This is a genomic window from Paenibacillus sp. FSL W8-0187 (genome assembly GCF_037969755.1).
GTDB lineage: Bacteria > Bacillota > Bacilli > Paenibacillales > Paenibacillaceae > Paenibacillus_AQ.
The window spans coordinates 3,844,349-3,857,666 of the sequence record NZ_CP150206.1; the positions used below are offsets into that span (position 1 = coordinate 3,844,349).

9 protein-coding genes and 1 riboswitch are annotated in these 13,318 nt (G+C 50.2%); of the genes, 1 reads left to right on the top strand and 8 read right to left on the bottom strand.

Translation table 11 applies throughout. The annotated features are described in order from the left end of the window. Nucleotides 1–45 precede the first annotated feature (45 nt). The 5 genes from MKY48_RS17175 to MKY48_RS17195 form a co-directional block, all read right to left on the bottom strand. On the bottom strand, nucleotides 46–867 hold the full coding sequence (locus MKY48_RS17175; protein WP_339290032.1) for a sugar phosphate isomerase/epimerase family protein: 822 nt from the start codon (nucleotides 865–867) through the stop codon (nucleotides 46–48). A gap of 38 nt (nucleotides 868–905) precedes the next feature. Beyond that, on the bottom strand, nucleotides 906–2,075 hold the full coding sequence (locus tag MKY48_RS17180; protein WP_339290033.1) for a dihydrodipicolinate synthase family protein: 1,170 nt from the start codon (nucleotides 2,073–2,075) through the stop codon (nucleotides 906–908). A gap of 15 nt (nucleotides 2,076–2,090) precedes the next feature. After that, the gene (locus MKY48_RS17185) at nucleotides 2,091–3,242 is read right to left on the bottom strand and encodes a Gfo/Idh/MocA family oxidoreductase (RefSeq protein WP_339290034.1); all 1,152 of its coding nucleotides are present in this window, start codon (nucleotides 3,240–3,242) and stop codon (nucleotides 2,091–2,093) included. A gap of 259 nt (nucleotides 3,243–3,501) precedes the next feature. After that, nucleotides 3,502–4,332 carry an AraC family transcriptional regulator gene (locus tag MKY48_RS17190; protein ID WP_339293523.1) on the bottom strand — a complete coding sequence of 277 codons (831 nt, stop codon included), beginning with the start codon at nucleotides 4,330–4,332 and terminating at the stop codon, nucleotides 3,502–3,504. 484 nt (nucleotides 4,333–4,816) lie between these two features. Beyond that, nucleotides 4,817–5,245, bottom strand: coding sequence for a MarR family transcriptional regulator (locus MKY48_RS17195; protein WP_076321391.1), 429 nt, complete (start codon nucleotides 5,243–5,245; stop codon nucleotides 4,817–4,819). 157 nt (nucleotides 5,246–5,402) lie between these two features. Between MKY48_RS17195 and MKY48_RS17200 the strand changes: the two genes are divergently transcribed. Further along, nucleotides 5,403–6,713 (top strand): amidohydrolase family protein, encoded by a 1,311-nt coding sequence (locus MKY48_RS17200; RefSeq protein WP_339290035.1) that lies wholly within the window; start codon nucleotides 5,403–5,405, stop codon nucleotides 6,711–6,713. Nucleotides 6,714–7,057: 344 nt separating this feature from the next. Here MKY48_RS17200 and MKY48_RS17205 read toward each other — a convergent pair whose 3' ends face one another. The 3 genes from MKY48_RS17205 to MKY48_RS17215 form a co-directional block, all read right to left on the bottom strand. Further along, the gene (locus tag MKY48_RS17205) at nucleotides 7,058–8,407 is read right to left on the bottom strand and encodes a lytic polysaccharide monooxygenase (protein WP_339264913.1); all 1,350 of its coding nucleotides are present in this window, start codon (nucleotides 8,405–8,407) and stop codon (nucleotides 7,058–7,060) included. A gap of 805 nt (nucleotides 8,408–9,212) precedes the next feature. Then, nucleotides 9,213–9,416 carry a hypothetical protein gene (locus MKY48_RS17210; protein WP_339273535.1) on the bottom strand — a complete coding sequence of 68 codons (204 nt, stop codon included), beginning with the start codon at nucleotides 9,414–9,416 and terminating at the stop codon, nucleotides 9,213–9,215. Nucleotides 9,417–9,734: 318 nt separating this feature from the next. After that, nucleotides 9,735–11,888 (bottom strand): amino acid adenylation domain-containing protein, encoded by a 2,154-nt coding sequence (locus MKY48_RS17215; protein WP_339264914.1) that lies wholly within the window; start codon nucleotides 11,886–11,888, stop codon nucleotides 9,735–9,737. A 229-nt stretch (nucleotides 11,889–12,117) separates the two neighbouring features. Next, a riboswitch (cyclic di-GMP riboswitch) is annotated at nucleotides 12,118–12,212 on the bottom strand. Nucleotides 12,213–13,318: the final 1,106 nt, after the last annotated feature.

The window sequence follows — 13,318 nt, forward strand, 5'->3', positions numbered from 1 at the left end:
GCCGGGAACGATTCTCCCGGCCCGCCAAAGCTGCAAATTTATAATTCATACATGCTGCAAATAACGTTCCTTGATGAGCGTGAGCGCCTCGTCTCCCGGCATATCCCATACCTGCCGGTTGAAGATTTCCACTTCGATCGCCCCCACGTAACCGGCCGCTTCAACGGCATGACGCATCCGGCGCAGCTCGATGACGCCGTCCCCCATCATCCCTCTGCCCATTAGCAGGTCGGGTACCGGCACGATCCAATCGGAAACGTGGAAACCGAGTATCCGCCCTCTGGCACGCTGAATTTGCGCGTATAGCTCAGGATCCCACCAGACGTGGAACGCGTCGACAACGACGCCGACGTCCTGCGGGTCGTGCTGCTCCGCGAGCGTGTTGGCTTGCGCCAGCGTATTGATGACAGAGCGCTCAGCGGCATACATCGGGTGCAACGGCTCGATGCCGAGCTTGACTCCGTGCGAGCGGGCGAACGGCACGAGCTCCGCGATCGCCTCTTCGACCGTCTTGCGGGCGAAATCGATATCCCGGTCCGGCGCTGGTCCGCAAACGAGCACGAGTACGTTGGTGCCGAGCTCGGCCGCTTCCTCGACAGCGCGGCGATTGTCGTCCATCCGCTCTTTGCGCGCAGGCGCGGTGGCCGCCGGAAAATAACCCCCACGGCACAGGCTGGAGACGCGCAGGCCCGCGTCCCGCACAAGCCGCTTGCTCTCGGCCAGGCCGGTCTCGGCCACTTTATGCCGCCACAGCGCGATCCAAGGCACTTCGGCGCGAACGCATGCTTCCACGGCCTCACGCATATTCAGCCGATCGGTCGTAATCTGGTTCAAGCTGAGTCTGTCTATGGAATGAAGCGGTTCCATACTGATCCCTCCCGGATTTCAAACATCTCTATAAATGATTACGGCCGAATACCCGCCAGCGCCAAGACAGGCTTCATCCGTTCGGCGGCAAGCTCCGGATCGGCCAATAGCCCGGCCCTGTCGGCAAGCACGAATAGCTCGGCTAAATGGACGATCGAGCGCGATCCCTCCGCTCCCCCGATCATGCGGAAATGCGGTTGGCGGCCGTTCAAGTAGGCCATGAACACAATTCCCGTCTTGTAGGCGTACGTCGGCTTCTGGAAAATATGACGCGACAAGGCAACGGTAGGCTCCATAATCGCCTCATAACTGACCAGATCGCCTGCGTCTAGCGCATGAAGCGCCTGGGCGGCGGCCGGCGCGATCGCGTCGAATATGCCGAGCAGCGCATGGCTGTAGCCCTGCTCATCACCCTTGATCAGTTCCGGGTAGTTGAAGTCGTCGCCGGTGTACATCTTGACGCCTTCCGGCAGTAGCCGGCGCATCTTGATTTCTTTGCCGGCATCGAGCAGCGAGATTTTAATCCCATCGACCTTGTCCGCGTTTGCCCGAATGACGCGCAAACAAACGTCCATCGCCTCGTCCAGATCGTCCTTGCACCCCCAATAGCCGGCCAGAGCGGGATCGAACATGTCGCCGAGCCAATGCAGAATGACCGGCTGTTTCACCTGTCCCAAAATGCGCCCATACACCCGCTGGTAATCCTCGGGCCCTTTCGCGCAGGCGGCAAGCGCGCGGCTCGCCATCAGAATGACTTGACCGCCTTCGCCTTCAATGAAGCCGACTTGCTCTTCATAGGCGGCTTCCACGTCGTATATCGTGACCGACGGTCCCGGGAGCAGATGATCGGTTCCCGCGCCGCAGGCGATTTTGCCGCCGACCGAGCGCGCTTCCGCGATCGAAGCGCGGATAAGCTCCTTCGAGCGGTTCCAATCGAGGCCCATGCCGCGCTGCGCGGTATCCATCGCTTCCGCCACGGCCAGACCGAGCGACCACAAATGGTGCCGGTAGGCGAGCGTCGAGTTCCAATCAATCTGCGAATGATGCAGCGGATCTGCGTCCGCAAACGGATCGCAGACGACATGGGCGGCCGAGAAGGCGATGCGGCCCGTAAACGGCTTGGCCGGCACGGAGAACGAGCCTGCTTTGCCCGGAGTATATTCATATAACGCTCCCCCTGCGCGGGGGAGTAGCAGCGATTGGGTCATCTGTACTCCCCTCCTTTACAGGCTCAGCTTCGGCACGTCGATCCAGCGGCGTTCCTGCCACGACTTCAAGCTGAGATCGGCAAGCTGGGTGCCCTTCGCGCCTTCGAGCAAATCCCACGGAAACGGCGTGCCGATGACGACATGCTTCAAGAAGATTTCCCATTGCACCTTAAACGCGTTGTCGTATGACGCGTTGTCCGGCACCTCCACCCATTGGTCACGGAACTGGAACGGGTTCGGAATGTCCGGATTCCATACCGGCTTCGGCGTGTTGACCCGATGCTGCGTCTTGCAGTCCCGCAAACCCGCCACGGCGCTGCCTTCGGTGCCGTCGACCGTAACCGTGAGCAGATCGTCGCGGTCTACGCGCACCGCCCAGGACGAGTTGGCCTGCACGATAATGCCGCCTTCCAGCTCAAATATGGCGTACGCCGCATCGTCCGCCGTACAATCGTACGGAACGCCCTGCTCATCCAGACGTTTCGGAATATGTGTAGCGGCAAGACAGGAGACAGCCTTCACTTCCCCGAACAAATTCTCGAGAACATAGCGCCAGTGTGCAAACATGTCGACGATAATGCCGCCGCCGTCTTCCTTGCGGTAGTTCCACGAAGGCCGCTGACCCGGCTGCAAGTCGCCCTCAAACACCCAATAGCCGAACTCCATCCGCACGGACAAGATGCGTCCGAAGAAGCCCGAGTCGATCAAGCGCTTCAGCTTGAGCAATCCGGGTAAAAACAGCTTGTCTTGCACGACACCGTTTCTCACCCCCGCCTCGGCGGCGATGCGGGCCAGTTCGAGCGACCCTTCGAGATCAACGGCCGTCGGCTTCTCGCAATAAATATGCTTGCCCGCGGCAATCGCCTGCTTGATGCTTTCCGCGCGGCGCACCGTCGTCTGGCTGTCGAAATAAATTTCATAGTACGGATCGGCGAGGCATGCTTCAAGATCGGTGCTCCAACGCTCGACGCCGTGGGCCGCGGCCAGCGCCTGCAGCTTGCTCTCCTGCCGACCGACCAGAATCGGGTCGGGCATTATGACGTCTCCGCCTGGTAGCGCGACGCCCCCCTGCTTGCGAATCGCAAGAATCGAACGGATTAAATGCTGGTTGGTTCCCATCCTTCCGGTAACTCCGTTCATAATAATGCCGATGTTGCGAACTGCCATCGTTCATTGCCCCCTTCGCTTCGTATAACCGTATTGTAGTCGATGCGAAACCGCTTTTCTTACGATTACGGGAACACGATTCTCAATTTTGGAAGCGAATTATTCGAGCGAAAAACAAAATCCCCGCCGACGTTTAGCCGATGGGGGATGAAGGGGAAAATATGTTTCAATCAATCGGCTGGTCGTCCTTTGATCGTTATCTTGTTCGTTTGATCCCACATTTGTGCGCTCGCTGTCCGTTTGACGGAAGGATCCCTGCCTACTCAGCTTGCTCGGGCGCGTTCAGCTCCCGGTACGTTTTTGGTGACAGCTTGGCGACAGCTTTGAACGACCGGTAAAACGTAGACACGGAATCGTAGCCGACCTCGAAGCAGATCGATATAATGTCCTTACCCGTTTCCACCAGCAACTTCTGGGCGACGCGGATGCGTACCTCGGTCAAATATTGCATCGGTGTCATGTTGTACCGTTCCTTGAAGATGTTGTTCACGTGCCGCGTGCTGATGTCCAGCTTGGAGGCGATGTCCCCAGCGGTCAGCGGATCAAAATACTTCGAATCGATATAGCTGCGAATTTTCTCGGCACGCAGCTTGTTGGAGCTGGAGCCCGCTCCGGCGGCCTCCGTTCCGGCCGATCGAACCAGCAAGAGCAGCAACTGAGACAGCTGGACTTTGAGTGAAAGCCGGACGAGCGGCGACAGCTCCCTGGACTGCTCGAACAGCATTTTCCTCAGCAGCTGACGCAGTTCGCTCGCAGCAAACAAACCCGGCTTCATCAGGCAGGAGGCCGGAAAGTAGGCGTGGAGTAGCTGCGACCTCATATCCGGATCGAGCACTGCCTCGTCAAACGCCAACACTAACAAGGTCAGCCTGAAGTCGGACATGACTGAGTGGACGGAATACGGCACGATCAGCGCCGTATCGTCGACCGCAAGCTTCCGTACTTCACCCCCTAGCCGGATAGTGCCTTCCCCTTCCAGCACAAATAGCAGCTGGTGAGTCTGATGATAGTGCTCGGACACGAGATGCCCGCCCCTATGTTTCTGCTCGTATAAGTCTATCGCATTCCTGGACAAGTCGATCCATTTCATCGTCACGGCGAAGCCCCCGTTTTTTTTGCATTACATTTAAAGCCATTTTAGCGCGATCGGCGGCTTCTATACAACATTTTAGAATAAGCGCAGCCCGGACACCGCAAGTCCCCCCCCAGTTGCAGCTTTATTGCGGTCTTCAGGTCCATCTATCCATGCTGTTCGCTCCTTTTTTCGCGGCAAAAGAATAAAGGCGATCATTAACGTCACATTCCTGCCTGTTAGCTTAATGAAACTGCATGGAAACATAGTTAGATATACTTATCTAATCGGTAATCGGTAGGCTCATGTTCTTGTCCTCGACTCGGGATAAGAACTTGTACCGATAAAACAAAAAAGCCGCTAAACTAGCGACTTCCAATGGGATAATATTCTTGTCCCTCGACACCCCTGGCTCCTATATGTTTTTGCTCGTCGTAAGCGTATAAAATTGGGACAAGCATATTTTGAAAATGTCTCCATAACTTCATTGGAATCATCTTCTTTATATGCGCTCATTGATTTTGATCAACAATTTCTTTAAGACTTGTTTCTCCTCGTCGGTAAGGACTTGAACGATTTCTTCCTCCACCTTTTGGAATGAGTCTTGAAAGTCTTCAATCAGTTCAATAGCTTTTGGCAATACATATATATTTTTTTGCCGTTCATTATTGGCCGGGATTTTGCGCTCGATGAACCCTTTTTGCTCTAAACCTTGAAGCATGCTTGTAATGCTGGCCCCACGTAGATGAAACCGATCTGCAAGGTCCTTTTGAATAATATGATTATGTTGGTTCTCGTAAATATAGTCGATTACTTTTCCTTGTTGAGCGTTTAACCCCAGTTCTTTTATACTCTCGTCCGCTCTTTTCTTTAACTTAAGACCGATAATCTGAAACAAATCCAGATAAGGCGTATCCTTTCGGGATTGCATGATCGTCCCCCCTGTGATTGTTAGAAATCTAATTGTAAGCAACTAAACTATACAGTGATCCTATAGGCTTGTCAAACAAATATTAGTTTATTGACAGTTAGTTATCTAACAGTTATACTCCGAATTGTTGAACGACAAACACTTGGGAGGAATTCAAATGGAGAAGATAACTCAAAATGCTGCGTTAGAACAAGTTATGGCGATTACAAATGTACGTATCTTTGATGGAGATCAAATTATTGCACCCAGACATGTTGTCATTAAAGGGGAATCCATTATTTCAGTGGGCGGAGACCTTCCGGCCGATGCAACGATTATCGATGGAGAAAATGGGACTCTAATGCCTGGTCTGATTGATGCACATGTCCACACCTCAATCGGCGGATTACGAGATGCCTTAAAATTCGGGGTTACAACAGAACTCGAAATGAACGGCGATTTTACTAAAAGAGGGCGCGAGATTCAGTTGAAAAATGTAAATGACGTCGCTGACGTCCGTTCTGCCGGCACAGCGATCAGCGCTCCGGGTGGACACCCAGATGAGTTACTGCCCGATGGAGATGAAATACCGGAATTCGTATTGAAGGAGCTAGAGAAGTTATCCGAGGAAGACCGTGAAGCGATGTTGGCCGCATACGCTCACGATCACGAAGAAATCCCGCAAGTGACGACGGTGGAAGAAGCGATTAAGCATGTGCATACCCAGGTGGAGAATGGAGCCGACTATATTAAGGTCATGATTGAAGAAGGAACGGTCATGGGGGCACCTGGCCTGCCTGTACTAAGCGACGAGATTTTAAAAGCAGCCGTGAAAGAAGCCCACAAGTTGGATAAGCTGGTCATTGCCCACGTCTTGACGGCTCTTTCATCGCAAGAAGCTATCGATTTTGGAGTCGACGGTTTAGGCCATTTGTTTATCGACAGACCCGAGTACACATCCGACTTAGTGAAGTCCATAGCGGGTTCAGGCGCATTTGTTATACCGTGCTTGGTGTTGAATTCATCGATTATTGGAAATCCGGCATCGGAATTGGCGAATGATCCACGTGTTCATTCCAAATTAAGTCCGGACTGGATCGATATTTTGAACTCAAGCTTCAATACGTTTCCGCAAGGTAATATGGAAAACAGCTTTCAGAATGTGATGGATCTTCACCGTGCCGGAGTTGATATTCTGGTAGGGACGGATGTCGCGCCGGTTCCCGTTCCGAACCTTGGCGGTCTTGCTCATGGGGCCAGTGTCCACCACGAAATGCAACTGCTGGTGAAGGCCGGGTTCACTCCGATCGAAGCTCTTCAGTCGGCTACTATCAAACCGGCCCGTTGCTTTGGTCTTCACGATCGCGGCCGTATTACCGAAGGTGCGCGCGCTGATCTTATTCTTGTAAACGGTGATCCGACCACTAATATTTCGGATACCTTGTCGATCAAATCCGTATGGTTCAATGGTTCGCAGCAGCTAGGTTAATCAGATGCGATATCCCTGTATAAGGAAAGCTAAAACTCCATGCCAAAGCATGGAGCTTTAGTTGATTTAATTGATTATTTTAAGTCGATGCTCATTGCTCATCGCAGGGAGCGGTTTGGACTTTGCCGCCCCGCTTCTCGTTGACCCGAATGCATTTCGGGATGAGGCGTACGGCCCGGCAACAATTCCTTCATCCTATTCTCCCCCTTCTAGTCTTATATTTCGCACTGGTAGTATCAGTATGTTAGAGACATTGATGGAATCTATTCGATTGAATCAACCATGAAAAATAAGCCCGCCGCTCTTTGCAAGCGGCGGGCTTCCTGCTCATCTAAAGCACGCGTTTACGGTTGTAGCTGCCAGAGCGCGGGCACGTTACTCGGCTCCCAACCCGGCAAGGAGGTATGGGGCTGGATGCATTTGTACACCTTGCCGTCATAGGATACAAGCGCATTGACCTCATAAGCGGTATTTGGCGCCCATGGCGTTGCACTCGGCCCGTCAGGCGTTGACACTGTCACGGCATTGCTGTCGCCAGATTCATTATTCGACGGGTCGTAAGCGCGGACCGTAAACGTATATTGCGAGTTCGGCGACAAACCGGTAATGACCTTCTCGGTTGCCGTTCCAGTGACGGTAGCGATCACCGTGCTGCCGTTGTAAATCCTGTAACCAGCGATGCCGGAATCATCTGTGGATGCATTCCACATCAACGTGACTGATGTCGACGTCGGGGTGCCCATCACATGCAGGCCGGTCGGATTGGTCGGCGGCGTCACGTCAACCGGTAACTGCGTGGTCGTAAACTGGACACTGTTGCTGCTCGGCGATCGATTGCCGGAAGCGTCGAACGCCTTCACAACTATGTTATAAGTCGTGCCTGCCAATAGATTGGTGAGATTGGCGCTCGTCTGATTGGCAGGTATGGTGGCGATGACATTGACACCGTTGTACACCTCATAACCCGTGACGGCATTGTTGTCCGTCGAGGCCCCCCAAGTCAGCTTGGCCGTCGTTGTGCCAACGTTGCTGACGGCCAAATTAGTCGGCGCCGTAGGCGCAATGCTGTCGCCAGGACCGAATTGGGCATCGATGACGATGTACCAGGCATTTTGGGTATCCGCGATATCCCATACGCCGAGGATGACATTGTAACCGTCTCTTTGCGGCACGTTGCAGGTATGGGTTAACGTGGCCGGCGGCTGCTGGCCATTCCCGTTAATCGTGCAGAACGGAGTCAGATCAAACTGGGCGCGAGTCAACGGTGCATTGGGATTCCAATCCGGCTTGGTGATGAAATAACGGTAGCTTGTCGTGGCATGACGAGCGGTAAAAATCCAAGTGAAGTTGTTGGTGCCGCTCGTCATGTTCACCTTGTTCCAGCGCGTAGCTGATTGCTGGTCAAGCTGAGCGAAGCCGGCAAGGCCGGCGCTGGCGATTTTGCCGTCAGGGGGTCCGGCAGCAGGAAAACCTTTCGGCCCCTCCAGGCTCTGAGGCTCATAGATGATCGGGCCGCAGTTGGTATTCAATCCGTTTTTACACTGGATCGCGCGGCTAGCCGGATCATTAATATATCCGTGGGCTGACACGGTCTTCGAGAACGCGAACATACAAGCGAATACGAGCAGCAATCCGCCGCCAATCAGCATGAATCGCAGGATGAAACGGGAATCCGAACGAGTTTGAAACATCATCACATTACCTCCCATGATTTGGTTTGGTCATGATGCGCCTTTCGTTTTTCGACACCATCTTTAATCGCGATCTTTTGAGCTGCCTCCTCTCTTGAAAATGATCCTCTCAAAGCTGTGCATAACCGTTATCGTGCGGGCATCCGCTCCTTTTTAAGCCGATTTATACAAACTCCTTAGAGCTTATATACTCGTACAAAGTCATGAAAAACAATACCTAATCACATTGTGAGAAGCGTAAAGACAAGCGGGTTAGAAATCTGGGAAGGGGAAATTAAACGTGAGCAACTCTGCTCTACTATATAGAATCAGCTATGTAAACTGCTGATGAATGCTGACATTCATAGTGCGCAACGATGTAGAGATCAAAACCAAGTAGGTACGCTTATGGGTGAAGCCACGGAGGGGATAGTAATCATGTCTTAATATGGAGGAATCTATATATAGGCATAATCTAGTTTCGTCAAAATTGGAGTCGTGTTAGCGGAGTGTCATGAAGACAATCGAAGTTGATGTATGGTTAAACAGAAACGAAAGATATATTACCAGTAATTGGTTGTATATAATTATTGAATAATAACCAAATCATGTCAAGGGTGTAATTTATCTACTCTTTGCTCAAGCTCCTGTGAAGGAGTTTGAATTTATCCTCATATTGCCCATTTTTCATACCGATTGGGTGAACGAAAAACTTGTGGCAAATCACCAATTTTCGCAGTGGAGTTCAGACATTTTCCATCCATCACTTTCTAATACTAATGCAATATCGATTTCACCTGTTTTAAGACTGGTCATAATGTCTAGGAAATCAAACGCGATAAATCATAAGTGATTCTGATACACCCAGCGTAAGGCCACCAATAGGTTCGTTGTCTGTCGTTAAAGCTTGATCATATAGTTCAATGATTTTAAAAGCGTAGGGAAGAAACTGCTCTACGTAGTGGGTTAGTATCATTTTTTTACCCAAACGATCAAAAACAGGCTTTCCGACCTCAGCTTCAAGCTGCTTGATATGTGCAGTAACGGAGGACTGGGCGTAACCTAGATGCTCAGCAGCTTTTTTAACTCTGACAAGAACTTGTACCGATAAACAAAAAAGCCGCTAAAATAGCGACTTTCAATATCACGGATTACTTGTTTCGTATTAAATCCAATTTGCTCTAAATCCTGTGCTATCTCCGATTCATTTGAAAAATGCTTTGTTTTCCTACTCGGACAAAATCCTCGAATTTCGCTAAATCTCAATGAGTCAAATGCGTTTTCGATTCTCTCGGCATCCTTGCCCAGCCAGATCTTTTTCAGCATTTGCTGCGTCGTTTAGCGGTTCGTCTCAGTTGACAAGCATCAGAAGATCAGGGTCCGGCAGAGCTTTTTTATCGACTTTCCCGTTAGGGGTGAGCGGCAAACTTTCCATCTGTACCACAAGAGAGGGCAGGAAATATTCAGGCAAATTACGGGCTAAATACGCTTTGACATCTGTATCGGACAAAACCTGTTTCGCAACAAAGTACGCGCATATTATCGGATTGCCACTCTCGTCGGCTTTGACGGCTACCGCGGCTTTCGAGATTCCGTAGTGTTCCAGCAGCCGAGCCTCGATTTCTCTCGGTTCTACTCGATACCCTCTGATCTTCACTTGATCGTCGATTCGCCCGATAATTTCGATATTGCCATCCGGCAGCCACAGGGCCATATCCCCCGTTCGATATAACCTTTCCCCGAGGAGCGGATGTTCCACAAACTTTGCTTCTGTCAATTCCAGTTGGTTCAAATACCCCCGCGCGATACCGTCCCCTCCAACGCAAAGCTCTCCCACTACTCCGATGGGCTGAAGCTTCAACTGTTTGTCAAGGATATAAGCGGAGGAATTGCATATTGGTCTGCCAATCGGAATGGCGGATTCGAATTCACGTTCAATCGGGAAGTAAGTGGAGAATGTCGTGTTTTCCGTCGGACCGTATATATTGACCATCCGCAGATCGGGACACGTCTTACTTACGGCGTTTACGAGCTTCGGCGACAACGCTTCTCCGCCAACTAGCAAGGTGTTCAACGTACGAAAGATGTCAGGATCCTGTTCGGCCAGATTATGGAACAAAGCTGTAGTCAGAAACCAAGCCGTAATGCGGTGGCCGATGATGGTTTCCTTCAATTTGAGAAGTTCTAATAGATCCTTATCCTTCATCAAATACAAGGTAGATCCGTTCAAAAGGGATCCCCAAATTTCAAAGGTTGACGCATCGAATGCAATTGCGCCGGTTTGCAAAATTCGATGATCAATGGAAAAATTGAAATAATTAGTATTCTTGACCAGTCTTACGATGTTGCGATGTTCAACCATGACTCCTTTCGGTGTCCCCGTTGATTCGGAAGTATAGATGATATACGCTAGACTTTGCGAGGTTACTGCAGATATCGTATGGGGACAGCTGTCATGGTAAAGGTGCGCGTTGTCCCAATAAATTAATTTTCCTTCAAATGCAAAGTCAGGTTTCCAACTGGAAGGGGCCAGCAAAAATCCCGCCCGACTGTCCTCGAGCATATATTCGAGTCTTTCGCACGAAGAATCGGCTTCGATGGGCATATAAGCGCCACCCGCCTTCAATATAGCTGTAAGCCCGACGATCATACTGATAGACCGATCCGCGACAATGCCAACGACGCTCTCCGGCTTTACGCCGTGATCCTGTAGGGCTTTTGCAAGCTGATTCGCGTGTTCGTTCAATTCCCGATAGGACATCTGATGGTCCTCGGTCATGACCGCCGGGCGATCGGGGGTTAAGCGGACCTGTTCCTCAAACAAGTAATGGACCGTTTTGCTGGAAGGATAGTCCGTCTTAGTTCCGCTGAAAGCCTGAATCTGTCTCTCCTCTTCTTCGGACAACAAGTGTATGTCGGCAATCACTTTCTCGGGAAAATCGGCAACATCCTGCACAATACGGCTCAAGTGGTCGCCCATCTGCTCAATCGTTTCCTTTCTGTACAAGCGGGTCGCATAATCAAGGTGTATCATGAGAGATTCCTTCTTAAAAGCTGTCAAAGCAAGCTCAAACATCCCCAACTGATCGGATTTCAAAGGAGTGGTGTTGGCTTTTTGCCAAGTAAACGCCGCTTTGATGAACGGATTGCCGCTCAGATTCTTACGCATATTCCGATCTTCGAGTGCTTGCATCGTGGTATGCTTAACTTCTATCAGAAACTTACCTAATGGCTTATGTACAGTAGGAGAATATCGTATAGGAAGCATCTGGCTTTCCAACGAATACCCAATTACAGGGTCATCCTCGCCGGTATATTTGGCAAGCAGGATTACATAACAAGCCATAAGTGCCATATCCACAGTTATTCCGAAATTGAACGCAAGTTGATAGAGTTTTCGGGTCGTTACAGAATCAAGGCAAAAACTAACCCGGCTTCCTTCATCGTTGGTCCATTCTCCCCACGGAAATTCGTCAATTGATACTTCACATGTCGTTTGTTCCATGACCATCAACTCCCGGATTATCGATTCATTAATGTCTTATTAATAACGAACAGAAGAATCCTCTTCGCATTCTGCGATGAAGAAGTATCCCCCCTCCTGAGCCAATTATGACTGTGGCCTTATCTAACCCCAAACTTAGTTTTTTCTTACAGCGAAGCTAGCCGTTGTTTTTTGGAACGTCAAAAAACCCCCTTTCTTCAAATGAATAAAACGGAGGTCTCCCGTTGTATTCGGCAACTGGCTGGCATCGCGGTCGCAGTAGATCCCGCATTAGCCCCTATAGCTTTGCGTCGCCACCTTTCGGCGGGTTTGCTATTGTCGTACAAAACTGGTATTAAATTGTAAATCATGTTCATATTATGTATTCGATTTACATTTACTGTATCTTGTTTCCAAATGAAAATCGATAGGTCTTTTGTTCAATATTGTCTTTCTAGAATTGTTTTGATGATATTGATAACCATCATGAAACTCTAGGTCATGATAGTTAATCTTTACTAATTTTTGCTTTCGGCGACTTCACTCTACTTCACTTAACTACCTATTAAAACTATTATATTCAAAAGACAGGATATGTTTTACACACAAAAATCGATTAAGAACAGAGATATACACACGTTTTTGTCCCTCGGCAGATTTCCGCAAAATGACGCCATTACTCTAATAGATTCAGTATTATCTGTCTCCTATCCCTGTCTATTCTTCTATTATTACTTGGATATTGGATGTTGGCTGATTAAGGCAATTGTTCCTATTTTTCAACTTCTACCCTATATCCATTGCCCTAACTACGACTACGGACATCATTGGAACCACTACTTTTGTTTCTTGTAATATGGGACAAAAATACCAACGTCAGTAGTATGTTATAACTGGTAACGATATCTCGCTTCCGAAGAGTGGAGCACTCGAAACACAGCACTAATTTTCACAACCATCGGAATCATCTCCTGTAGGGAGATTGAATGCAGCTGTTGTTAAACTAGCCCATTACGGTCCCGTCCATGATTAGTAATTTCCTTCAGGATCCTGTCAATCTGATGGTAGCCACTAACAATCGATTCACCTGATTCGCTGCCTGGTCCTGCGGTCCTCCGCATGCACTGATCGTCATCAGTAGCATCATGCTCGCCACTATGAACGATGACCGCGTCCATCAAAGCCCATGATGTGGGGTCTATCTTGCTGCTGGAGGAGCTTCCGTTTCCGGACTTTCCTGGACAGCTGGAATCGTGGTCGATGGAGCACTAGATTGAGTTGGCGCTGCGCTCTTCACTGCAGCGGATGGAGATGCAGGAGCGGCGGATGGTTGTCTTGAGGCTGTCTTCCCGGTGAAGGCGTTGGCGTTACAACAGGTTCCGTGTCTTGAGATCGAGAGAATACCTCCCCTCAAGGTTGACATCTCCGCTAACGATTTTCTAATCGCTGAA

Bases quoted from the DNA above. Each gene is read 5' to 3' on its own strand.
- MKY48_RS17215 (WP_339264914.1), bottom strand. From the start codon at position 11,888: ATGGAACAAACGACATGTGAAGTATCAATTGACGAATTTCCGTGGGGA.
- MKY48_RS17195 (WP_076321391.1), bottom strand. From the start codon at position 5,245: ATGCAATCCCGAAAGGATACGCCTTATCTGGATTTGTTTCAGATTATC.
- MKY48_RS17205 (WP_339264913.1), bottom strand. From the start codon at position 8,407: ATGATGTTTCAAACTCGTTCGGATTCCCGTTTCATCCTGCGATTCATG.
- MKY48_RS17200 (WP_339290035.1), top strand. From the start codon at position 5,403: ATGGAGAAGATAACTCAAAATGCTGCGTTAGAACAAGTTATGGCGATT.
- MKY48_RS17185 (WP_339290034.1), bottom strand. From the start codon at position 3,242: ATGGCAGTTCGCAACATCGGCATTATTATGAACGGAGTTACCGGAAGG.
- MKY48_RS17175 (WP_339290032.1), bottom strand. From the start codon at position 867: ATGGAACCGCTTCATTCCATAGACAGACTCAGCTTGAACCAGATTACG.
- MKY48_RS17190 (WP_339293523.1), bottom strand. From the start codon at position 4,332: ATGAAATGGATCGACTTGTCCAGGAATGCGATAGACTTATACGAGCAG.
- MKY48_RS17180 (WP_339290033.1), bottom strand. From the start codon at position 2,075: ATGACCCAATCGCTGCTACTCCCCCGCGCAGGGGGAGCGTTATATGAA.